Here is a 23,692-nt window from a genome sequence, read left to right as displayed (position 1 = left end):
CGCTGCCGCGAAGCGCGGTATTTTACAGACCCCGCGTCCTCATCGCCTCCACATGACCCAAACCCGCCCGGTCTTCTACGTTTCCGACGGCACCGGCATCACGGCCGAAACCATCGGCCACAGCCTGCTGACCCAGTTCGCCGACACGCGGTTCAGCACCGACCGCATCTCCTTCGTCGACACGGCCGACAAGGCCCGGGAGGCCGCCAACCGCATTCGTGAGGCCGGCCAGGTCGCCGGGGTGCGGCCCATCGTGGTCAATTCCTGCGTCGACAACGAGCTGTATCGGATCCTGGCCGAGAGCGGCGGGCTGATGCTGGACATCTTCGCGCCCTTCATCGAGCCGCTGGAGCGCGAACTCGGCGAGCAGCGTTCGATGCGGGTGGGGCAGGCGCACGGCATGGTGAACTTCGAGGCCTACCACCGGCGCATCAACGCGATGAACTACGCGCTGACGCACGACGACGGCATGAGCATGGATTTCGAGGACGCCGAGATCATCCTGGTCGGCGTGTCGCGCGCGGGCAAGACGCCGACCTGCGTTTACCTCGCGCTGCATTACGGCATCTGCGCGGCCAATTATCCCTTGACCGAGGAAGACCTCGAAGCCGACCGCCTGCCGGCGAAACTGCGCCCGCACCGGCACAAGTTGTTCGGGCTGACGATCGATCCGGTGCGACTGCACCAGATCCGCCAGGAGCGCCGGCCGAATTCGCGGTACTCGCAATTGGACACGTGCAAGCGCGAAGTGGCGCAGGCCGAACACATCTTCCGCAACGAGCGTTTGACCACGCTGAGCACGACGCACACCTCGATCGAGGAGATCTCGAGCAAGGTGCTGACCACGTTGGGGATCCACCGCGAGATGTTCTGACAGCGTGAAACGCGGCCGGAATTTGGGGTGGTTTTTGCGACGCGTTGCCGCGCGTTGGGAAACCAAACGTTATGCCTGCTGGAACGTGTCGTCAATGCTGCCGCGAAGGGTTTCCGGCGTGTAGGATCGGCCCATGAGCCGCATCGCATCCCGCACCGCGCGCATCCCGCGACTGAGCCGCTTCGGCTGGCTGATGGCGTTGTATGCAGAGAACCACGTGCGCCTGGTGCGCCTGTTCGAACCGCAACACCTCGCCGTCGGACGCTACGTTTCCAGCGTCGGCGACGGGCTCGACGTGGTGCTCGACGTCATCGAGATCCACGCCTACACCGTCGAACTCCGATTGAGCTACGCCATCCGCGATCCGCTCACGGGCCAACCGGACCCGTCCGCGCACCTGCGGCTGTATCGCGATGCGAAACAGGTCGAGGCCACACACTGCTACGTCGGGCGCCGCTGGCAGGACGTCATCGGCATGTATCCGCCGCCGGCCGAAGTGGTGTGCCATCGCCTGCGCATGAACACCTTCCTGGGCAAGTGGATCCAGTACCTGGCCGAGCAGGGGCATGGTGTCGCGACGCTGGTCCGCCTGCCCGACGACGAAGTCACGATCGCCGCCTGAGCGTTCGTCGGCGTCTCCTATCGGAGTGGCTTCCTAGTCTGTATGGTCCGCCCCGCGCGGGGCTTGCCCGCCGGAGAGCGCGTCGCCATGGGCGGGTCGCGTCAGGTCGTCGCTGTATCGCTGTGCCTGGCCGCCGTCCTGTTGGGCGCCGCCCGCGCGCAATCGCCGATCAGTCTGGCACCGGCCGGCATCCAGCCCGCTTTCGAGACCCTGGACGGCAGGCAGGGCCTGCCGAGCGCCTCGGTCCTGGACGTCGTTGCCGACCGCCATGGCTTCCTCTGGATCGCCGGCGACCGGGGCGTGCAACGCTACGACGGGCACGGGTTCTTCCGCCTCGACCGCGATCCTGGCCAGCCCGGCACGCTCGAGAGTCGCTTCATCTATTCGCTCGCCGAGTGCGCGGATGCGTTGTGGATCGGCCACCCGAACGGGATGGTGCAGCGCCTGGATTACCGGAGCGGGAAGCTGACGCTGTTCCCCATGCGTTACGCAGGCCAGGCGCCACAAGGGATGTTGTGGATCGCGTGCGATGCGCTCGGCCAGTTGTGGCAGATGAGCGATCTCGGACTGCTCAGGCTGGATCGCCGCGGCCGATTGATGCGGGTCTTGCCACGCAGCTTCGATGCGATGGCCTTCGATCCGACGCGCACGCGCCTGTTGCTGGCGTTGCAGGACCGCGTCGTCTCGATCGACGTGCGCGATCCGCGGCACATCGCGACCGTGTTTGCGCATCCAGGGGAGGCGACCGAGCCCATCGTCGCGATGCTGGCCGACGCGAAGGGCGCCTGGTTCGCCATCGATCGCGACTTGTGGCGCTTCGATGCGGCGACGCACGCGATGCATCGAATTCGGATGCCCGTTCGGCTGTTCCGCACGACCTCCATCCTCCGCGCGCCGGACGGCGTCCTCTGGCTCGCGAGTTGGAACGACCCGGGGCTGTATCGCTTCGATCCTGCACGCGGTGCGCTGTCGGTCTACCAGCACGATCCGGGCGATCCGCAAAGCTTGCCGGCGGGCATCACGACGGCGATGGCGCTGGATCGCAGCAACAATTTGTGGATCGCGAAGCGCGAATCCGGCCTCGCGCGCCTGAGCCTGGGGCAGCCGGCGCTCACGCGCTATCGCCCCGACGCCGGCAGCACGGTTTGCGCGATGGCCGAGACCACGCAGCGCAGGCTCATCGTGTCGCTGTGCCTGGGCAAGCCGATGGAACTGGATCGGAGGACGGGGCAGCTCGTTGCGCTTACGGGCGATGGCATTCCCGAGGTCAGCGCACGCGCAATGCTGAGCGACGGCGCCGGTGGGCTCTGGATCACCAGCTTTCGCCTGGGTTTGTTTCATTGGCGCCCCGATGGCGCCGTCCGCCATTGGTCGCTGCCGCTTACACAGGGACTGAACAACCCGACGATGACCGGCGCCTTTCTCGATGGACAGGGGCGACTTTGGATTTCGCACCATCTCGGGCTGGCCGTCCTCGAGCCGGATGCGCGCGATCTGCGAAACGTGGAGGCATTCGAAGGCCGGCAGCGCTTCACCTTCGACTTCACCCAGGACGTGACGCCAGGCCCCCGCGGGACGCTGTGGCTGGCGACGATGAAGGGCTTGCTGTCCTACGACCCCGCCACGCGCCAGGTGCGGCGTTACCAGCACGATCGCGATGACCGGACGAGCCTGTCCGACGATTATCTGTTGCAGACCTTCACCGATCGCGCGGGGAACCTGTGGATCGCAACGCGCGCCGGGCTCGATCGGCTCGTGCACGATCATCTCGGACGAACGCGCTTCCGTCGCTACGGGATCGTCGACGGACTTCCCGACATCACCATCGAGGCGGTCCTTGCCGATGCGCAGGGTGCGGTCTGGGTCGCGACCGGCCGCGGCATCGCGCGATGGGACGCCGGGCACGACCGTTTCCAGAGTTACCTGCCCGCCGATGGCATTCCCGATTCGGACATCCACCCGAAGTCGGCGCTCTCCAGCGCCGACGGCGCGCTGTATCTCGGCGCGATCGACGGGCTGCTGCGCATCGATCCGCGCACGATCCGGATCGCCACTCCCGCGCCCGTGGTCCTCGGCAGCTACGAGTCCGGTGATCGCAACGTCGTGAACTTGTGGGGCGCGCAGTTGCCCGGCATCCGCGCCAACTACGTCGATGGGCGCCTGGTGATGCACATCGCGGTCCTGGGCGACGCACGGCGCCTGTCGTATCGCCTGCTCGGGCTCGACGATCGCTGGCGCGAAATGCCGGCGGACCTTGGCATCGCGTATCACTGGCTACCACCGGGCGCCTATCGCCTGCAGGTTCGGCAATTGCAGCGGGACGGAACGTGGGGGGCGAATGCGGAGTTGTCGCTGCCCATCGACATCGCACCGCCCTGGTGGCGCACGGCGTGGGCGTACGCACTTTATGCGCTCGCAAGTGCGGCGTTGTTGGTCGCCGCGGGGCGTGCGTTCATGGCATGGCGCCATCGGGAACTGCGGTCGCAACTGAAGCAAGGCAACGTGCGCCTGTCCATCGCCTTGCAGGCGGCCGAACACGCCACGGAAGCAAAGGCACGCTTCCTGGCCATGATGAGCCATGAAATCCGCACGCCGATCAACGGCGTCATCGGCATGGTGGAACTGCTGTCGGATTCGCCGATGGACAACGAACAGCGTGCGCAACTGTCCGTGTGCAAGGATTCGGCACACTTGCTGCTTGCGATCGTCAACGACATCCTCGATTTTTCGAAAATCGAAGCGGGCAAGCTCGCGCTCGAAAATGCACCGCTTTCCCTGCGCAGGCTCGTGGTGTCGGTCGTCCAATCGCTCCGACTGGAAGCGGCAGGGAAGGGCATCGGTATCGAAATGCACGTGGCACGAGCGGTCCCGCGCCGCCTGCTCGGCGACGCGGTCCGACTGCGACAGGTGCTCACCAATCTCGTGGCGAATGCGGTGAAGTTCACGCAAGCCGGCGGCGTGCAGGTGTTCGTGCGCGTCGCCGATTCGCCGGGGACGCACCTTCACCGGATCCGGTTCGAGGTCGTCGACACCGGCATCGGCATGGCGCCCGAAACGCTGTCGCAGTTATTCCAACCATTCCACCAGGCCGATTCAGGCACGGCGCGACGCTTCGGCGGCACCGGCCTGGGCCTCACGATCGTCCGCCACCTCGTGACGCTGATGGGCGGCGATATCCAGATGCAAAGCGAGGTGGGGAAGGGGAGTCGTKTTTACGTCGACTTGCCGATGGAATCGATCGACGTTGGCCGTCGCGATGCCTCGATCGCGCAGGTCCGGGCGATCGGAGCCCATGTCACGCCGGGGACGGCTCCGCCCGCTGCGAGTGCCGCGGCCACGATCCTGATCGTCGACGACAACGCGATGAATCGCGAAGTCCTCACGCGCCAGCTCCGGCGGCTCGGATATCGCTTCGACGTCGCCGCAGATGGCGAACAAGCCTGGGAGATGCTGCAGTCCGGACGTGCCTACGGGTTGTTGTTGACCGATTGCCAGATGCCGCGACTGGATGGATTCGCACTCGCCGGGCGCATCCGCGCCGAGGAAGCGGCCACGGGCCAGGCGCGGCTTCCCATCGTCGCGTTCACCGCCAACGCACTGGAAGACGAGCGCGAGCGCTGCCTGCGCGCGGGCATGGACGCGTTCCTGATCAAACCCGTGCAGATGGCGGCCCTGCGGCGCGTGCTTTCCCGCATGTTCCCCGATGCACCGACGCCAACGCCGACGCCCGCCAGCGCCGAAGACGATGCGAAGCTTCGACAACGCCTGCTCGAGATTTTCGAGACGGTCACCCGTGCGGAGATGCAAGGCTGGCGCGAAGCGCGCCGGAGCGGCGACCGCGCGAGATTGCAGCAACTCGCACACAAGCTGAAGACCGGCAGCATGGTGATCGGCGAGAACGCGCTGACCGATTGCCTCGAGCGCGTCGAAACACACGGCGGACCGGACATCGAGCTGGAGGCATTGGCCGCACAGGCGCAACGGGAGCTCGAAGCCGCGGTGGCGCGCGCCGCCGAGCGTCGCACCCCACGTCTCGCATGAAATTCTGTTCAAAAAAGTGTTGACGCTCTGCAGGACCGCCCCTAAACTTTCGGGCTCGCCAGCAGTGGGGCCATAGCTCAGCTGGGAGAGCGCCTGCATGGCATGCAGGAGGTCGCCGGTTCGATCCCGGCTGGCTCCACCAAAAAATTAAGCTGCAAACCGCTACTGTCCCCATCGTCTAGAGGCCTAGGACATTACCCTTTCACGGTAGCGACCGGGGTTCGAATCCCCGTGGGGACGCCAATCAAAACAATCAGGGCTGCCGAAAGGCGGCCCTGATTGTTTTTGGACGTTGCGTCGTGCGAAAGCGCGACGGGCGCGATCACCGTGCGCAGGCCATGGCAATTTTTCGCCTTGTCGTTGTGTGCGGCGAGCGCTGTCAGCGAAACGTAGCGAGCAGGAGCACGACGAAACCCAGGACCGCAGCGGTCGCGTGCCCGAGCACGAGCCACGCCGGAATCAGCACGCGATTCCATTTGTACTTCAGGCTCATCACGGTGCCGCCGAGTGCCGCCAACAGGAACAACACCAACGCGCCGGTTGCTAGCGACATGCCGGGCGCAGCGTGTTCCGTGCAGATCGCATAGACCAGCAAGGTCAGGCCGGATGCAGCGAGCAGCCCATGGCCCATGGCGATCCATGCCGGCGGATTGACGTGCCGGGTAAACCGGATGCCGGCCATCAGCAGGCCGCCCAGTGCCGCGATTGCGAACAGTGCGGCGGAGGTTTGCAGCATGTGCATGGGAGCCTCCCTGGCGGTGGATTCGGTGCGTACGCTAGGGAGCGATGGGGGACCGTGGTGTGAGGCCTCGGAAACGCCGCCCAGCAAGTGCAGACCCGTCCGTAGCCCATTCGAGATACTACGTAAGATGCATTATGCGAAGTCTCGTACTCACGTCATGGCCCTCCTACGGGCTTCCAGCTTCCCCAACTACCCCACGATTGGCAAATCTTGCCTCTTGCGGCAAAAAAAAGCCGAGGCCTTAAGCGGCCTCGACGACACGCTCAATCTCAGGCGTGATCTTCTTTGGAAGGTTATGGACTTCCAGCGCCACATTGACCATGCGAATGGTGATCGCGGTCTCTTCGCGGATGTCCAGGTCCTTCTGCGACCCTTGCACATAGCCGTTCAAACGCAGCCACGCGAATACGTCTGAGTAGTGATACAGCTCCGTTCCGTTTTCGATGACCGCAGCCGTAGGGAACAAGTGTTTGTTGGCGCTCATCTTGTAGAAGTTCTGGCGCGAAGTGCCTGCCAGTTCCGCCACTTCCCGGAGGCTAATGAGGTCCGGCCCCGCCTCAATGAAATGGACGCCCGGAATCGCGTGCAGTACGGCCGAAATGGCAGTAATGACAGCACGCTCGGCCGATTCTTCAGAACGCACAAATTCCAGCGCGATTCGCCCGCGCTTACCAATGCCAACTAGCGCATCATCGCACCCGGCTTCTTCCAGACGCGCAAGGAATTCCTCCGCATCACCTTCCGGATCGGGCAGCGCAAACTTCAGAACGAATTCGTAGTCATTCATCTTTTTCGTTCTCCTGCTTGGCTTGCTGGTATTCCATACACCTGTCGACCTTGCGCTTTATCTGTCTCGCGTGTGTGCCGGGGTTTCTCGGCGAAGACCAAATGCCGCTGCTGCACCACTCCGCACAGGCATTGCACTTCGAGTCTTTGAAGAAGGGGCATTTCAGAATGCCCCAATGCGACCGCCCGGTTTCAACACGCCACCCGAATTCTTCCGCATACCGGAGAGCCTCCTCGACCTCCGGTTTTGGGTGTTTTTGCCGGGCCATATGAGACTCCTTCGCGGACTGTAAGCAGCTGCTTTAGGGTTGTCAACCTGCAACCTGAAGCCTTTCCCGTTTGGGGCCCTAAAGCGCCCCCGGCCACGACTTCACGTGACCTTCAAATCTTGGAGGCCTTGGGCCGGGGCAATCTTTCTAGAGCGGTTGGCAGGATGCAAAGCGGTCACCGCAGGGCGCTGCCCTGCACCCGTCCGCCGATCGTCGACGCGTTCTTCCTCGCCCTCGCAGAACGACGGCTCCGAGAGATGCCCCGCTTGCATTGCGGCCATGCGCAGGCGTTCCGAAATTTGGAACGTGAGCGCGTCGAAGAAGTCCTGCGCGGAGCCCCACGGCGCGTCTTCTTCGGACCAGCGTCGGCCCTCGGGCGGCACCATTTTCTTCCCGGCCGCGAGGTAGGCCTTGAGAGCCAGTGCGAGGAACGAGTCGCCGTCGATGAAGATGCACGACGCGAGCGTTGGATAGCGATCCAAATTCGCAGGGGCCCACGTTTCGACCTGGCGCATCATTTCGTCTCTCCTCGTTCGGATATCGGTTCGGTCAAAGCTGCACAACGCGCAACCTGCTTCAGCGTCTTCATTGCGTACCCCCTTTGGTCCGGCGCGTGGCCGCATCCTGCTGCGCGACGCTCCGAAGCCACGCATCGAGGACGCGCACGTCGGGGTCCGAGTGAACCGCGTCGACCGGTTCAAGGCCTTCCCACTGCCGCAGGCGGAAGTCGATCACCGCGTTCATGGCACGCGCCACGGGGAGGAATTCGTCGGCCGTCAGGGCCATAATCGACCGGCGTCTCATGCAGCCACCCCCTTTTGGCCCGTGTTACTCCCCGGGCCAATCGCCAACACCGCCTCTACCCTTTTCACCGGGTTCCACCGGGGAAAAGCCCCATCCGACGAGTGTTCCACGACGCCGACTGTCCCAACGGCGGGCCACCGGCGCAGTTGCGTGTGCGGAAATGCGGACGCGCTGAGCGCAACGTGCGGGGCGCGGGCATCGCTGCGCTTACGCGCAGCGAAGGCCGCGCCCTCGCCCACCAGCTCCAGCTTCCTGCGCGTTTCCGTAAACGCCTCTGCGCGCCGGACGAGCAGCGAGAGCCACGTCAGGTCGTGCGGTTCGAAGGCGTGGTTCTCAGGCGTCACCAGTCGGCCGCCGATGATTGAATAACCCTCCCAACGGGGATCGATCAGATCCCCGTGTCGGAAGACGCGCAGCAGCCGGAACGCAGCCCACGCGGGACGCGCCTTCCCAGTCTCCCAATGGCCGATGGTGCGCAGGCTGACGCCGAGAAACTCGGCTGCCTGCTCCCGGGAAAAGCCCGATTTCTTGCGTTCTGTCGCGAACTGCTCGGGCGTGACAATGGGCGTTTTACGCGGGAATTTCCCGTGTTTTCCGGCTCGCGCCGGGTGACGCCTTGGATGCATTATGCGAAGTCTCTGGTATAGGGCGTGGTCGGGTCCCCGTTGCGTCCCCGACCACCTCCAGGCCCTTCACCGGCTCATTTCCCGCTTCGATGCGGCCCCACGTGGATATGCGTACTCGCATCCCCGACTTCGCCGCCGTCGTCGGTGACGCGCACGGTGACAATGCGGTGCTCGGTTTCCGGAACCTGCACGGTCACTTCGAACGGCGCCTCCGAGCGTGATCCCACCGGCACGAACTTCGCCTCGAACAGATCGCTGTCGGCCATGAAGAATTCGACGTTGCGGATCTTGCCGTCGGCGTCCCTGGCGTCGGCCGTCAGGATCACGGTGCCCGGTGCGTCGCCGGCGCGGGCCTGCAGGCTCACGACCGGCGGCAGGTTCTCGACGCCCAGGACCAGGCGGTCTTCGGATGTCGTCAGGCCTTCGCTGTCTTCGGCGACCACGCGCAGCCGTTGCGGGCCGACGGCCGGCGTCCATTCGAACGTCGCAGCGCCCGCCTCCGACTGCACGGGCTTATCGTCGACGAAGAGCGTCACCTTGCGGATCTCGCCGTTCGGGTCGACGGCATCGACATTCAATTTCATCGGCTGGCCCGCGCGTACGAGCGCATCGTCGAGCGCCATGCGCACGCTCGGTGGTTCGGACGTGTCGGCGCGGTTCGCCGCGAGCGCTGCATCGAAGATCAGGTCGTCCTGTGCGTTGTCCTCGTATTGGTGGACTTCCACGGCGAGCACGTTGGTGCCTTCGCGTAATACGTCGGTAGGCAGCCGCACGGGGAAATACGCGAGTTCCGCCGCACCCGAAACCGGCTTCAGGACCTGCTTGTCGAAGTTCGACCGATGCACCTCGCGGCCATTGAGATACACGACTGCGCCATCGTCCGCGCGCAAATGCAGGGTCAGATCGCGCAACGCCCGCGGATCCTGCACGTCGAAGCGTTTGCGGAAGTAAGCGACCTTGGTTCCGGGCGACACACCGGTCATCGCCTCCAGGTGCGGTGCGAAGCCCAGCGGCGCCGGCGCTTCCTGCCATTGTGCATCGTCGTAGTCGACCACAGTCCAATCCGGGGGCGGCTGATCGAAGGTCGCATGCCGCCAAACGCTGCGCGCGTTCACCAGGTTGAGTTGCGAGACATCGACGTCGAACCGCACGCCGCCGACGACACGCGGCTCCTTGCAATCGGTTCGCGACTGCACGACGTCGAACGACAGCGGTTCCTTCATCGTTTTGTAGTCGTCGCGCAAATGGAACACGACCTGCAGCGGGAACCGCTCGCCGGGTTTCAATGCGATGCCGTCCAACGCATCGCGCTGCGCCCCCAACCGATGAAAAACGGTGTCCTTCGGCAGGGCGAGCTTGCCCTGTTGCTGTTTCGCCAGCCCCCTGCCCCGCTTGGCCTGCCCCCTGATCCGGTCCGACAACGCGGCCGGCATGCCCACGTCGATGGCTTCCACCGATTGCCCAAGCTGCGCATAGCGTTGCGGCACTTCGCGGAACTGCAGCGTCGTCGTCATCGGTGCATCGGTGTCGTTCCCGATCATCATCGCCATCACCGCCGTCGTGCCGGCGAAGTTGTCGAGGACCTGGAGGTTCCGCCAGGCCAGGTTGTTGCCGTTGCGCACATTGGTGGTGACATTGGTGCCTTCGGCGGTGCTGATCGGCGTGACGCGCGCCAACAGGCCGAATCCGTTCATGTCGCCCATGCATGCGTAGTCGGCCGGATCGGGCGGATACCACGGGACTTCGAGGATCACCGCCTGCCCCGGTGCGAGTACGGGAATCGTGAGTGGTGCGAGGTCGTAGATCGGCGGCGACAACACCGAGCGATCGAAGCTGGACTTGTTGACGATGAAGCCACCGGACGATGTCCAAGGATCGATCGGCGCGCCCGACGGCACCACGCCGCTCCACGGGCGCAAGCCATTCACCAACACCGCGCTGGTCGCCGAAGAACCGTAGGCGGTGCCGGCTTCCACGCGTGAGGTGTTGCCCCGCTGCCAGCGCGCCCATTGTTCGTCGACCTTGCCATGCAGCAGGAAGAAGAACGGATCGCGCGTGGCCGATGCGACGACCGCCATCGACCCGCCCGTGCCGCCGATGTAGCCGTGGTTCGCGTCGTGGTTGGGCGTCTGTTCGATATTGACGCTGAAGTTTTCCGTCGCGTTGGTGCCGCGGTAGTTGTTCCAGCCCAATTGCGTCGTATCCGACTGCGTTGCGGGCAGGCCCGTGCGCAGGTTGCGCACGACGCTCGCGCTTTCGGAAGCGATCGGATCGAGCGCGGGCGTCAATGGCGCGCCCATGCCGGTGCCGCCCGTCCCGCGACCGGAGTTGCCCATGAAACCTGCGGTGTAGAGATTCACGCCGCCGGTGCTGTTGGTCGGATCCGTCGTCCACTGCCAATACATCAATTTGACGCGCGGGTCGGCTTCTTGCAGCAGCAGCTCGAGGCGATTGAGGAATTCGCGATGCCAGGGCAGGAAGCCCGGGTTGTGGTGTTCGGGCGCACGCACGTGCACCTGCTGTTGCTTGGTCCAATAGTCGTAGCCGGTGAGCAACGCGAATGCGGGCGTGGTCGCGACTTCGATGTAGGCATCGCGCAATCGCTGGCGTTGGGTCGCCGTCGCAGTGGCGGCGTTGACGCGCGGCTTGGTGATTTCGGCGCCCGTGAGTCGGTCGGCGCCGCACACCGACGAGTACGCGTCCACCCAACTGGCGGGCCACGCCGGGCCCGCCGACGCTTTCGCCCAATACACATGCAACTGCTCGGTGCCGGCCGACGCCGAGGTGCCGCGATTGCGCACGCGCACGTAGACGTAATTCGGCAAACCAAAACGTGGATTGCGATATTCGGGATTCTGGTGCGCCGCGGGTGTCCATGGCGGCGAGGCAGGATTGAATGCGGTCGGCCGCCAATTGGGATCGGGGCTCGTGCGCACCCATATGTCCTGGGACACCCACATGGGCCCGGAATCGGGATTGGGTTGCACGCCGGTATCGGCGGGCGTGTCGCGGATGTAGAGGTCCTGGGCGATCGCCGCGTTCGCGGCGCAACACGCAAGCGCGGCGACGACGAACTGCTGCAACCTGAAGAGCTTGCGCATGACGATCTCCTTGCGCCCCTGCAATGAGGAAGGACGCAATCAATCGCCGGGATGGGTCACTGCGCGCGATCCAGGCAGCGAAAGCCGCATTCATCCCGTCGGCGCTCGCGTAGCTACAAGCCTTTGCACGCGGCGTGCACCTTGTCCCCCAACGCGCGCAACTGCTCGAACGTGCGCTCCAGACCCAGCCCGGCGAGCACGCGCTCCTCTTCTGCGCGCGCCGCGGCGCAGGCCTGGCGCTGGCGATTGCGCTTGTCGGCCTTGGGGGGCTTTGCGCCGGTGCGGGAAGACTTCTGAGTGCTCCCCTTGCTTGCTTTCGCGGGCTTCGATTTCGCGACACGCGCCGGCTCTGGCGCGGCCTCCGGTACGGCAATGGTCTTGGTCAAACGACTCCCGGCCTCGCACGGTGTGTCCTGGTAGGACACGGCGCCATCGGCAGCCACGCATCGCGACAACTCCGCGGCGCAGGCCAGGCCCGGCGCGATCGACAGCACGAAGCACCACGCGAACCGTTGCATGTCGGCATCCTTGCCTTCGCGCCCGGCGACAGGCCGGACTTCCTGTGGGTTGCAACATCGATGGCGGCGAGCGACCGCTGCAGGAGTCGTCGTCGCTCCATGGGGCCATCGCAGCGGGCGCCGCCGCCACCGGAGTCCAGATTGCCGATTCGGCGGCGCGGAATCTGTCAGGAAACTCCGCAACCCGATGTCAGGTTTCTACCCGATCAATCAATCTTCGATCACGCGCCACGTATTGCGCCCGGCCGACTTCGCTTCGTACAACGCCTTGTCGGCCAACGCGAGCAACGCCGTCGCCGACGCCGCCTGCTGCACGAAGGCGATCCCGATGCTCGTGCCCATCTGCAGTTGCACACCTTCGAACACCACCGGCGCGCGCACCACCGTCAACACCTTCTGCGCGATCACTTCGGCCACTTCCGGCGTGCGCGCGTCCTCGATCAACACGACGAATTCGTCGCCGCCCAGGCGCGCCACCGCATCCACGTCGCGGACGCAGGACGACAGCCGCTCGGCGAACGCCTGCAACACCGCATCGCCGGCGAGATGCCCGTACACATCGTTGATCGCCTTGAACTTGTCGAGGTCCAGCGACATCAACACCAGCGGCGAACCCTGCCGCCGCGACCGTGCGATCGCCTGCGCCAATCGCTCGTCGAACTGGCGCCGGTTGCCGAGCCCGGTCAATGCATCCACGCGCGCCAGCTTCGCCAATGCCTGCTCGGCTTCCTTCAGCGGCGTGATGTCGAAGGTCAGCGCGTAGAAGCCGCGATGGGTTCCATCCGGCGCGATGTCGGGCACGAAGTGCGATTGCAGATACCGGCCGCCGGACGAGGCACTCGGATCGCGCTCGAACTTCTGCTCCTGCCCTTCCAGCGCACGATGGATGAAGGGCGCCCATTCGCGATAGGCGATTTCCCCGCGCGCCTCGCGGATCGTGCGCCCGAGCAGTTCCTCGGGCTTGCGTCCGAACAAGCGCTCGTAATACGCGTTGATGAAGGTGTAACGCTCCTGCGCGTCGATATGCACGATCAGCGCGGGCATGTTGTCGGCCACGGCGCGCAGGTGCGATTGGCTTTCGTCCAGCGCGGCCAATGCTTCCATCCGTTTGCTGATGTCGCGCGCCGACGCGACCAGTTCCCACGGCGCGCCGGGATCGCCGCTTTCCACGCGCGTGGCCGCGACTTCGACCCAGCGTTCCTGCCCATCCTTGTGCAGGATGCGGAAGGTCACCGGTTCCGAAATCCCCGTCTGCGCGATGCGTTGGAACGCCGCGGACGCCTGCGGAATATCTTCCGGGTTCACCAGGTCCCAGCGCGCCCGCAGGAATTCCTCCGGCTCGTAACCGAGCACGTGGCGAATCGCGGGCGAGACATACGACGGCGCACCTGCGGCCGACATGCGCACGACCAGGTCGCGGCTGTGATCGGCCAGCGTGCGATAGCGCACCGTCAGCCGGCGACGCTCCGACAACACGGTCGCCACCGGGAACGCGATCAGGCAAGTCGCCGCGATGAACAATTGCAGCAGCAAGGTGCGTTCCAGCAAGGAGGGCGCGCGAACCAGTGCGAAGGGCCCCGTATCGAACGCCGTCGCGATGCCGCTCAGGATCGCGATGACCACCGTCGCGCCCACCACGCCCGCGAACCCGTGCCGGAACACCACCAGCAACAAGGGCACGAACACCAGAAACAGCAGCGGCATCTGTTCCTGCGTGAACACCACCGTGCACACCGCGAGCAGCGTGCCCATGCACAGCCCGTAGTCGAGGTGGCGCCCGCGGCGCCCGAAGATCCACCGCCCTTCCCTGCGCGCCACGACCATCAGCGTCGCCACGATCACCATGCCGATGACGTGCCCGCAGTACCAAGTCAGGAAAACCGTGCCGAACGCACCGCCGGTCGCGGCATTGACGACTGCAACGATCAACGCCGACAACGCGCACGCAAGCAAGGTCGCTGCGGTCGCCGTGAACGCAAGCGTCATCAACCGCGCGGCGTCGGTGACATCCGGCACGCGATGGCGGATGGCACCGGCCACGCAGGCGACTTCGACCACGTTCGCCAGGGAATTGGCGATCGACATGATCGCCGGATCGCCATGCAACAGACGCGCGATGAACTCGCCGGCCCAGCCTGCGGCGAACCACCACGGCCATTGCCGTGTCGGCTTGAACAGCAGCACGCCGACGACGATGCCGTTGGCGATCCACACCGACGCCACGCTGCCGGCCACGCGCGTGAGGTCGATCGCGATCCACGCGAAGACCGCGGTGGCGATGGCGAGCAGGAACAGGCGGCCCGGCGTTCCGGGCCACCGGTGGATGCGCGCGGACGGGCTCACCACGCGCGCACCCTGCAGGACTGTCTCAGCGGCCGCGCCCCAGCCACCATGCGATCGGCACGCTGGCGATCAACAGGCCCAGGCCGGAATCGAGCAACGCACCGATGGTGAAATCCATCGGGAAGCGATACCAATTCCAGTACGGCACGCTGGTCGTCAGCCAGGCCATCACCCCGAGCGCGCCGCCCATCAGCACGCGTTTGCCGAAGGAGACCGGAGCGAGCGAAAGAATCCACGCGGCGAACAACGCGACGAGCACGTCGATGACGAATTGCTTGGTCAACGCCGGCCCCATCGTCTGCAGGTTCGGGTTCGGCGTGGGATCCCACACCACGAAGGCCGACGGCGCATCCTTGTACTTGGTGGTGAAGGCGTTCATCGCCTCGGCGTCGCGCCACATCGCCGGGTCCATGCCGGGGATCATGTACACGCCCGGGCCCTTGTCGGCGCTGGCGTGCAGCGCGGTCATCGCCGCATCCTGGTTGCTCGCGACCTTCATGCCCATCTCGCCGATGGGCAACACGACGTGGGCGATGGCGCCCCACAGGAACAACACGATTCCGCCGATCAAGCCGGCGACGAAAGTCCGCATGCCCGTCCCCTTCGATGCGCGGCGGATGCCGCGGGCCGAGGATGCACCGGCCCTGCCCCGCGGGCAACTCAGTAAGGCGGGCGAATCCAGCTCGCCGTGCGTGCGCCGAACCACACGAGCATCAGGCCTGCGACCAGCGTCACACCGAGATAGACCAGTGCCTGGTCGCTGCGCTGCGAACGGGAGAACAGCAGGCACTCGAGCATCAGCGCCGAATAGGTCGTCAATCCGCCGAGGAAACCGACGATCAGCAACGCCCGCCAATACAGGGCCGAAGGACCGCGATTCTCGAGCCAGATCGCGATGAAACCGGCGAGAAAGGAGCCTGTGAGGTTCACCGCCAGCGTGCCCCACGGCCACCCGTCGCCCATGCGTCGCAGCAACGCGCCCCCGACCCAGAACCGCCCGGCGGCACCGAGCGCGCCACCGAGCATCACCAGGCACAACTGTTGCCACCATGCGCTCATTCGGCCAATTTACCGTGGCGTGCCTGCAACGGCCAGAGCACGATCCCGGCGCACACCGCCAACGCGGCACTGGTTCCGAACGCGATCATCGGCGCACCGTTTTCCCACAACGCGCCGAACACCGCCGACGCCGGCAACAGCAACAGGCCGGTGACGAGGTAATACCAACCGAAGGCCGTGCCCGCGCTCTGTGCGGGAATCAGATCCGCGACGAGTGCGCGTTCGGCACCTTCGATGGTCGCAGTGACCAGGCCGTAGGCCGGGAACAACAACCACAGCCAGTGTTTGTCGATCGGCACGACGCCCAACAACACATACAGCAACGCATAACCTGCCCAGCCCGCGAGGATCAGGCGCTTGCGCCCGATGCGATCGGACAGCGCCGACAAGGGCGTGGAGGCCAAGGCCGCCACCGCGGAGAACGACGCCCACAACAGCGTGATCTGGCTCGCGCCGAGGCCCAGGCCCTGTGCGCGCAGCAACAGGAACATGTTCGATGCGTTGCCGAGCGTGAACAGCCCCAGGGCGAACAGATAACGGCGATACGGCGCGGGCAATGCGGAAAAGCGCCAATCGATCGGACCCGTCGACTTCAGCTGCGCATGTTCCGGTTCGCGCAAGCGCAAGGCCATGAACATGACGACGACGGCGGGCACGAAGGCGCACAGGAACACTTGCCGCAATGAAAATCCCATCGCCAGCAGTGCAGCCGCAATCAAGGGGCCGACCACCGCGCCGGCGTTGTCCATGCCGCGATGCAGCCCGTACGCGAGCCCGCGTTGCTCCGGCGCAACGCTCGCCGCCAGCATCGCGTCGCGCGGTGCCGAGCGCAGCCCCTTCCCCACGCGATCAACGAATCGGAACACCAGCACGCCGAACCAACTGGTCGCGATGCCGATCAAGGGCCGCGCGATCCCCGCAAGGCCATACCCGACGACGACGAACGGCTTGATGCGCCGCATGCGATCGGCCAGGGCGCCGGAGAACAACTTCAACAAACTGCTCGCCGCTTCGGCGACGCCTTCGATCCAGCCCAGCGCCTTCGGCCCCGCCATCAACACGCTTGCGATGTACAGCGGCACGAGCGGATAGATCATGTCGCTCGCCGCGTCGTTGACCAGACTGATCGCACCCAGCAGCCACACCGTCTTCGGCAGGCTTGCGAGCGCGCGACGCATCAGGCGGCGTCCCCGTCTGTCGTTCCGGGCGCGTCGCCCCGGGCTTTCGAACGTGCGGCGCGCAAGGCGTCGAGCTTCTCCTTCATGCGCGCTTCGAGCCCGCGATCGGTCGGTGCGTAGTACACGCGCTCGCCCATCGCATCGGGAAATCCGGTCTGGCCCAGCGCGATGCCGCCGGCCGCGTCGTGGTCGTACTGGTAGCCCTTGCCGTAGCCGAGTTGCTTCATCAACTTCGTCGGCGCATTGCGGATGTGCATGGGCACATCGAGCGTGCCGTATTCCTCGACGTCGCTGCGCGCCTGGTTCCAGGCGGTGTAGGCGGCGTTGGACTTCGATGTCGTCGCCAGGTAGATCGCGACTTGCGCGAGTGCGAGGTCGCCTTCCGGACTGCCGAGGCGGTCGTAGGTGTCCCACGCGTCCACGGCCATTTGCAACGCGCGCGGATCGGCCAGGCCGATGTCCTCGACCGCCATGCGCGTGAGCCTGCGCGCCAGGTAACCCGGATCGGCGCCGCCATCGAGCATGCGCGCAAGCCAATACAAGGCGGCATCGGGGTTCGAACTGCGCACCGATTTGTGCAACGCGGAGATCTGGTCGTAGAACTGATCGCCGCCCTTGTCGAAGCGGCGCGTGCGATCGGCCAGCACCTGCGCGAGCGCCTGCTCGGTGAGCGTGCCGCCCTCCCCCGCCAGGTCGGCGGCGATTTCCAGGAAGGTCAGCGCGCGACGCACGTCGCCATCGGCGGCGCGGGCAATGAGGAGCAGTTGTTCGGGTGCGATTTGCAACGCGCGATCGCCGAGCCCGCGTTCGGTGTCGTCGAGCGCACGCTGCAACGCGACGACGATGTCTTCCGGCGACACCGATTCCATCACGTGCACGCGGCAGCGCGAGAGCAACGCGGAGTTCAATTCGAAGGACGGGTTTTCGGTGGTCGCGCCGACGAACAGGATCGTGCCGCGTTCGATGTGCGGCAGGAACGCATCCTGCTGCGCCTTGTTGAAGCGATGCACTTCGTCGACGAACAACACGGTGCGGCGGCCTTGCGAAAAACGCAGGCCCCCTTCGGCGAGGACCTGGCGCACTTCGGGCAAGCCGACGAGTACCGCGGAGACCGCGCGGAATTCTGCGTCGGCATAGGTCGCCAGCAATTGCGCGAGCGTCGTCTTGCCGCAGCCCGGCGGGCCCCAGAGGATCATCGAATGCACATGGCCGGATTCGATGGCACGCCGCAATGCAGATCCCGGCGCGAGCAGGCGGCGCTGGCCGACCATTTCATCGAGCGTGCGCGGCCGCATCCGCTCGGCGAGCGGACGCAGCGCGTCGCGATCCACGGTCAGCAGATCGGCGTCGGGAATCTCGGGGGTGCGCTGTCTCGCCACAGCGCGATGATAACGATCAACCGCCCGCGACGATGTCGACGCCCTTCGGCGGCGCGAAGGAGAACGTGCCCTTCGCGAAACCGGGGTTCTTCTTCCAGGCCGAGAATTGCAGTTCGGTGCGCTGGCCCAACTGGTCGACGATGCGCATGTGCTTGAGGCCGGCCTTGTCGAAGCCCAGGCGCGCGGATTCGAAGCTGGCGTTGTCGGGGCTGCGCGGGCGCAGTTCGATCCAGTCCAGGCCGTCGGCGGTGGGAAGCTCGGTCACCGCGAATTCCTTGTCCAGGCGCGTGGGATCGATCAGCGCGGTGAGCGGCGAGCTGCGCTCTTCCACGCCCTGCGCGCGCTTGGTGACTTGCTTGAGGTCGGGGTCGTAGACCCACACGGCCTTGCCGTCGGCGACGATCAACTGTTCGAAGGGCTTGGCGTATTCCCAGCGGAAGTTGCGCGGTGCGGACATCGCGACGCGCCCGCTGGAAGCTTCCTTCTTCTTGCCGTTGGCGTCGAAGACCTGCTGGGTGAACGTACCGTCCAGGCCCTTGAGGTTCTTCGTGAACGCGGTGAGGTCGTCGCGGCCGCCGGCATGGGCGGCGGTGGCGAACAGCGCGGTGGTCAATGCGAGCGTCAACAGGCGCATGGCGGGAAGTCCCACGAAAGTCGTTGGGGCGAAGTCTGCCCGGGAAAGCATGAATGGGGGATCACGGGTGTGCGCGGGGGTTTATCCTCCTCGAGCGCGCTTTGCGCGCTCGATCCCCCTTGGAAGGGGGATGAAAGCCACGCGCTATTTGGGGGGCGGCGGGGCCAGGACGCTGCGGTCGCCGTTGTGCTCCGGTGGCGTTACGACGCCCGCCGCTTCCATCGCTTCGATCAAACGCGCGGCGCGGTTGTAGCCGATCTTCAGGCGGCGTTGCACGCCGGAAATCGACGCACGCCGCGTCTCGGTCACGATGCGCACCGCTTCGTCGTACAGCGGATCGGATTCATCGCCGCCACCGCCGCCCGATTCGGGCAGGCCGGTCGCGCCGACGACCACGCCGTCGCCCAGGGTCTGCACTTCGTCCAGCACGCCGTCGATGTAATCGGGCTTGCCGCCGACCTGCTTGAGGTGTTCGACGACGCGATGCACTTCTTCGTCGGAGACGAATGCGCCGTGCACGCGTTCGGGCATCGCGGTGCCCGGCGGTAGGTAGAGCATGTCGCCGTGGCCGAGCAGCGTTTCGGCGCCCGACTGGTCGAGGATCGTGCGCGAGTCGATCTTGCTCGAAACCTGGAACGCGATGCGCGTCGGGATGTTCGCCTTGATCAGGCCGGTGATGACATCGACCGACGGACGCTGCGTGGCCAGGATCAGATGGATGCCCGCCGCACGCGCCTTCTGCGCGAGACGCGCGATGAGCTCTTCGACCTTCTTGCCGACGATCATCATCATGTCGGCGAATTCGTCGATAAACACGACGATGAAGGGCAGCGTTTCCAGCGGACGCGGTGCTTCGCCGAGTTCCGGATTGGGCTTGAACAGCGGATCCATCAACGGCTGGCCGGCGTCGATGGCGTCCTTCACTTTCTTGTTGAAGCCGGCCAGGTTGCGCACGCCGACGGTGGACATCAGCTTGTAGCGGCGCTCCATCTCGGCCACGCACCAACGCAGGCCGTTGGCGGCTTCCTTCATGTCGGTGACCACCGGCGCCAGCAGGTGCGGGATGCCCTGGTACACGGACAACTCCAGCATCTTCGGGTCGATCATCAACATGCGCACGTCCTTCGCGGACGCCTTGTACAACAGCGACAACACCATCGCGTTGACCGCGACGGATTTACCCGAGCCCGTCGTACCGGCGACCAGCAAGTGCGGCATGCGCGCGAGGTCGGCCACCGTCGGCCGGCCCGCGATGTCCTTGCCGAGTGCGAGCGTCAGCGGGCTCGGTGACTTGTCGTATTCCTTCGAGCGGAGCAACTCGCTGAGATAGATCATCTCGCGCGAGGTGTTCGGCGTTTCCAGGCCGACCACCGACTTGCCCGGGATGACGTCGACCACGCGCACCGACTTCACCGACAGGCCGCGCGCGATGTCCTTGTCGAGCGAGGAAATCTGGCTGACCTTGACGCCCGGCGCGGGCTCCAATTCGAAGCGCGTGATCACCGGGCCCGGATAGGCGCCGACGACCTGCGCATCGATGCGGAAATCCTTGAGCTTGAATTCGATCTGGCGCGAGAGCGTCTCGAGCGTTTCCTCGCTGTAACCCTTCACCTGCGGCTTGGGATCGTCGAGCAGCGCGAGCGGCGGAATGCCCGTGCCGTCGCCGGTATGGAACAGCGGGATCTGCGTTTCGCGCTTGGCGCGATCGCTCTTTTCGACGACGGGCGCCGGTGGCGGTTCGATCTTGACCGGCGCACGCTTGGCGCGCAGTTCGGTTTCGACCTTGCGCGTCTCTTCGCGCTCTTCGCGCAAGGCGCGCGCCTGCTGCCATTCGGCCGCCTGCTGCGTGCCGCGGCGGAACAGCGGCGGAATCTTGAGCACCCACCCGCCGATGCGATCCATCACCGTCAGCCACGAAATGCCGGTGGCGAGCGTGGTGGAAATCAGCAACAACGCGACGAGGAACAGGTTGGCGCCGACCGGCCCGAAGCCGTGGTACAGCGAACGCCCGACGATCTGGCCGAGGATGCCGCCGCTGCCCGCCGAGAAATCCGGCGCGCCGCCGATGCGCAGGTGCAGGAAGCCCGTCGCCGAAACGAGGAAGCCGACGATCCCGACCAAGCGCAACGCCGGCCCGAGGTCCGCATCGCCGTCGCCATCGCTGTCCATGCCGAACAAGGCGATCCAGGCGATGAGCCCGAGCATGATCGGCAGCAGGAAGGCGACGTAGCCGCACAGGTACAGCAGCACGTCGGCGGTCCACGCCCCCACGATGCCGCCGAAGTTGTGCAAGGGGGCCGTGACGCTGCCGGAATGCGACCAGCCCGGATCGGCCGGCGAGAAGGTCCAGAGGCTCGCCATCAGGTAGGCGAGCACGGGGGCGATGGCGATCAGCGCGAGGTCGCGCCACAGGCGCTGGCGGCGCACGCCACCGCCCGCGGCGGCCGGAGCCGCCGCGTTCTTGCGCCTGGATTTCCCGCCTTCCAAAGCCACCGGCCTTGCCGACACGTACGACCTGCCTTTAGGTGTATCCCCTAGGGCCTTGATCCTACGTCAAACTTTCATGTCCTGCAGCGCCGGATGCACGATTTTCCCGGCTTCCACATTGATGCCGCGCACGAGCGCCTCGTTGGAGCGCCAGTTGCCCGAAGCGAGCTTGTTCACCCACGGCAGGATGGCCGCGCAGATGGCCTGCGAGGAGGTCTGCGGTACGGCGCCCGGCATGTTGGTCACGCAGAAGTGGGTGACGCCCTCTTCGACGTAGGTCGGTTCCTTCCAGGTGGTCGGGCGCGAGGTTTCGAAGCAGCCGCCCTGGTCGATCGAGATGTCGACGACGACCGAACCGTCCTGCATGCCCTTGAGCATTTCGCGCGTCAGCACGTGCGGCGCGCGGGCGCCGGTCACGAGCACGGCGCCGACGACCAGGTCGGCCGAGGCCACTTCGCGCGCGACGACGTCGGCGTAGGGATACAGCGCGGTGACGTTGTTGCCCATCGCCATCATTTCTTCCATGCGGTCCTGGCGCATTTCGAACACGACCACGTTCGAACCGCCCGCCGCGGCGAGCTCGGCCGACGCGCGGCCGGCCTTGCCGCCGCCGAACACCACGACCTTGCCGCGCTCGGTCGACGGCAGGCCGCCGAGCAGCTTGCCCTTGCCGCCTTCGGGCTGGTGCAGCAGGTGCGTACCCACCTGCACCGCGATCTTGCCGGCGATCACCGACATCGGCGCCAGCAGCGGCAGATCGCCGTTGGGCAGCTCGACGGTTTCGAACGCGACGCCGGTCAGGCCGATGTCGAGCAACTGGCGCGTGAGCTTGGGCTCGGCCGCCAGGTGCAGGTAGCAGAACAGCAGGTGGTCCTTGCGCAGCAGCGCGAGGTCGCCGGCGATCGGCTCCTTGACCTTCACGATGAGTTCGCCCTTCTCGTACAGGGCGGCCGCGTCGGCGGCGATCTTCACGCCGAGCTGCGTGTATTGCTCGTCCTTGAAGCCGCTCTTCAGGCCCGCGCCCTGCTCCAGCCACACTTCGTGGCCACGCTTGACGAGGTCGCCTGCCGCCGCCGGCACCAGCGCGACGCGGCCTTCGAGGGTCTTGGTTTCCTTGGGGACGCCGATCCGCATTGCAGTGTTCTCTTCGTGGGGAGGCGCAAGCGCCTTGTGTTGTCGAGGGGGCGCCGCCACTATTCCGCGACGCGACGTGGGATGAAAAACCAGTCGCGCATCTTACGCGAACTCCCATTCGGACGCCCCTGCATGACTTCTGCGAAGCACGTCTCCCTGCTCATCCTCGGCTCAGGCCCCGCCGGCTGGACCGCGGCCGTTTACGCCGCGCGCGCCAACCTCAAGCCGGTGGTGATCACCGGCCTGGCGCAAGGCGGCCAGCTGATGACGACCACCGAGGTCGACAACTGGCCGGGCGATGCGCACGGCCTGATGGGGCCGGCGTTGATGGAGCGCATGCAGCAGCACGCCGAGCGCTTCGAAACCGAAGTGATCTTCGACCAGATCCACACGGCCGACCTGTCGCAGCGTCCCTTCCGCCTGAAGGGCGACTCGGGCGAATACACCGCCGATGCGCTGATCATCGCGACGGGCGCGACGGCGAAGTACCTGGGCATCGAATCGGAACAGAAGTTCCTGGGCCGCGGTGTCTCGGCGTGCGCCACGTGCGACGGCTTCTTCTTCAAGGACATGGACGTGGCGGTCATCGGCGGCGGCAACACCGCGGTCGAGGAAGCGCTGTACCTGTCGAACATCGCGCGCAAGGTGTACGTCGTGCATCGCCGCGACACGCTGCGCGCCGAAAAGATCATGCAGGACAAGCTGTTCGCGAAGGTGCAGGCCGGCAAGATCGAAACGATCTGGCACCACACCGTCGACGAGGTGATCGGCAACGATGCCGGCGTCACCGGTCTGCGCCTGAAGTCCACGCAGGATGGTTCGACGAAGGACCTCGACATCCACGGCCTGTTCGTCGCGATCGGGCATACGCCCAACACGTCCTTGTTCGAAGGCCAGCTGGCGATGCACAACGGGTATCTCGAGATCCGTTCCGGCCTGTCGGGCATGGCGACGCAGACCTCCGTGCCGGGCGTGTTCGCCGCCGGCGACGTCGCCGACCAGGTGTATCGCCAGGCGGTGACGTCCGCGGGCTTCGGCTGCATGGCCGCGCTCGATGCCGAGAAATTCCTCGACAAGGAAGGCTGAGGCCGCCCG

19 protein-coding genes and 2 tRNA genes are annotated in these 23,692 nt (G+C 65.7%); 6 read left to right on the top strand and 15 right to left on the bottom strand.

The window, feature by feature from the left end; translation table 11 throughout:
- Positions 1 to 52: 52 nt before the first annotated feature.
- From ppsR to AC1DOM_RS08565, 5 genes are all read left to right on the top strand, one after another.
- A complete protein-coding gene (gene ppsR, locus AC1DOM_RS08585) occupies positions 53 to 874 on the top strand; it encodes a posphoenolpyruvate synthetase regulatory kinase/phosphorylase PpsR (RefSeq protein WP_498962224.1) in 822 nt (273 codons plus the stop codon).
- A 133-nt stretch (positions 875 to 1,007) separates the two neighbouring features.
- Positions 1,008 to 1,496 (top strand): DUF1249 domain-containing protein, encoded by a 489-nt coding sequence (locus AC1DOM_RS08580; protein ID WP_498962222.1) that lies wholly within the window; start codon positions 1,008 to 1,010, stop codon positions 1,494 to 1,496.
- Positions 1,497 to 1,583: 87 nt separating this feature from the next.
- The gene (locus AC1DOM_RS08575; protein WP_498962220.1) at positions 1,584 to 5,537 is read left to right on the top strand and encodes a hybrid sensor histidine kinase/response regulator; all 3,954 of its coding nucleotides are present in this window, start codon (positions 1,584 to 1,586) and stop codon (positions 5,535 to 5,537) included.
- A 66-nt stretch (positions 5,538 to 5,603) separates the two neighbouring features.
- A tRNA-Ala gene (locus AC1DOM_RS08570) sits at positions 5,604 to 5,679 on the top strand.
- 25 nt (positions 5,680 to 5,704) lie between these two features.
- A tRNA-Glu gene (locus tag AC1DOM_RS08565) sits at positions 5,705 to 5,780 on the top strand.
- Between the two features lie 136 nt (positions 5,781 to 5,916).
- On the opposite strand, the gene AC1DOM_RS08560 is transcribed toward AC1DOM_RS08565, so the two are convergent.
- The 15 genes from AC1DOM_RS08560 to ald form a co-directional block, all read right to left on the bottom strand.
- Entirely contained in the window at positions 5,917 to 6,279 is a 363-nt protein-coding gene (locus tag AC1DOM_RS08560) for a hypothetical protein (RefSeq protein ID WP_498962218.1), read from the bottom strand.
- Positions 6,280 to 6,520: 241 nt separating this feature from the next.
- Positions 6,521 to 7,066 (bottom strand): helix-turn-helix transcriptional regulator, encoded by a 546-nt coding sequence (locus AC1DOM_RS08555; RefSeq protein ID WP_498962216.1) that lies wholly within the window; start codon positions 7,064 to 7,066, stop codon positions 6,521 to 6,523.
- A gap of 369 nt (positions 7,067 to 7,435) precedes the next feature.
- A complete protein-coding gene (locus tag AC1DOM_RS08550; protein ID WP_498962214.1) occupies positions 7,436 to 7,852 on the bottom strand; it encodes a hypothetical protein in 417 nt (138 codons plus the stop codon).
- Between the two features lie 67 nt (positions 7,853 to 7,919).
- Entirely contained in the window at positions 7,920 to 8,138 is a 219-nt protein-coding gene (locus tag AC1DOM_RS08545) for a hypothetical protein (protein ID WP_498962212.1), read from the bottom strand.
- Complete coding sequence (locus AC1DOM_RS08540; protein ID WP_498962210.1) at positions 8,135 to 8,764, bottom strand: VC1465 family Xer recombination activation factor; 630 nt, start codon at positions 8,762 to 8,764, stop codon at positions 8,135 to 8,137. The genes AC1DOM_RS08545 and AC1DOM_RS08540 overlap by 4 nt, the downstream gene beginning before the upstream one ends.
- A gap of 74 nt (positions 8,765 to 8,838) precedes the next feature.
- On the bottom strand, positions 8,839 to 11,865 hold the full coding sequence (locus AC1DOM_RS08535; RefSeq protein WP_498962209.1) for a tyrosinase family protein: 3,027 nt from the start codon (positions 11,863 to 11,865) through the stop codon (positions 8,839 to 8,841).
- 113 nt (positions 11,866 to 11,978) lie between these two features.
- Positions 11,979 to 12,383 (bottom strand): hypothetical protein, encoded by a 405-nt coding sequence (locus AC1DOM_RS08530; protein ID WP_498962207.1) that lies wholly within the window; start codon positions 12,381 to 12,383, stop codon positions 11,979 to 11,981.
- A 210-nt stretch (positions 12,384 to 12,593) separates the two neighbouring features.
- Entirely contained in the window at positions 12,594 to 14,726 is a 2,133-nt protein-coding gene (locus AC1DOM_RS08525) for a diguanylate cyclase domain-containing protein (RefSeq protein WP_498962205.1), read from the bottom strand.
- A gap of 25 nt (positions 14,727 to 14,751) precedes the next feature.
- Positions 14,752 to 15,318 (bottom strand): hypothetical protein, encoded by a 567-nt coding sequence (locus AC1DOM_RS08520; protein WP_498962203.1) that lies wholly within the window; start codon positions 15,316 to 15,318, stop codon positions 14,752 to 14,754.
- A gap of 68 nt (positions 15,319 to 15,386) precedes the next feature.
- The gene (crcB, locus tag AC1DOM_RS08515; protein WP_498962201.1) at positions 15,387 to 15,785 is read right to left on the bottom strand and encodes a fluoride efflux transporter CrcB; all 399 of its coding nucleotides are present in this window, start codon (positions 15,783 to 15,785) and stop codon (positions 15,387 to 15,389) included.
- Positions 15,782 to 16,963: an MFS transporter gene (locus tag AC1DOM_RS08510; RefSeq protein ID WP_498962199.1), complete on the bottom strand. Its 1,182-nt coding sequence runs from the start codon at positions 16,961 to 16,963 to the stop codon at positions 15,782 to 15,784. The genes crcB and AC1DOM_RS08510 overlap by 4 nt, the downstream gene beginning before the upstream one ends.
- Positions 16,963 to 18,342 (bottom strand): replication-associated recombination protein A, encoded by a 1,380-nt coding sequence (locus tag AC1DOM_RS08505; protein WP_498962197.1) that lies wholly within the window; start codon positions 18,340 to 18,342, stop codon positions 16,963 to 16,965. The genes AC1DOM_RS08510 and AC1DOM_RS08505 overlap by 1 nt, the downstream gene beginning before the upstream one ends.
- A 16-nt stretch (positions 18,343 to 18,358) precedes the next feature.
- The gene (lolA, locus tag AC1DOM_RS08500; protein ID WP_498962195.1) at positions 18,359 to 18,976 is read right to left on the bottom strand and encodes an outer membrane lipoprotein periplasmic chaperone LolA; all 618 of its coding nucleotides are present in this window, start codon (positions 18,974 to 18,976) and stop codon (positions 18,359 to 18,361) included.
- Between the two features lie 144 nt (positions 18,977 to 19,120).
- Positions 19,121 to 21,469 carry a DNA translocase FtsK gene (locus tag AC1DOM_RS08495; RefSeq protein WP_498962193.1) on the bottom strand — a complete coding sequence of 783 codons (2,349 nt, stop codon included), beginning with the start codon at positions 21,467 to 21,469 and terminating at the stop codon, positions 19,121 to 19,123.
- 60 nt (positions 21,470 to 21,529) lie between these two features.
- Positions 21,530 to 22,597 (bottom strand): alanine dehydrogenase, encoded by a 1,068-nt coding sequence (ald, locus tag AC1DOM_RS08490; RefSeq protein WP_498962191.1) that lies wholly within the window; start codon positions 22,595 to 22,597, stop codon positions 21,530 to 21,532.
- A 132-nt stretch (positions 22,598 to 22,729) separates the two neighbouring features.
- Between ald and trxB the strand changes: the two genes are divergently transcribed.
- A complete protein-coding gene (gene trxB, locus AC1DOM_RS08485; protein WP_498962189.1) occupies positions 22,730 to 23,683 on the top strand; it encodes a thioredoxin-disulfide reductase in 954 nt (317 codons plus the stop codon).
- Positions 23,684 to 23,692: the final 9 nt, after the last annotated feature.

It is taken from the genome of Lysobacter sp. P5_B12, from assembly GCF_056400425.1.
Note: the sequence above shows the minus strand (reverse complement) of the source record. Positions and strands in the feature narration are given on the sequence as shown.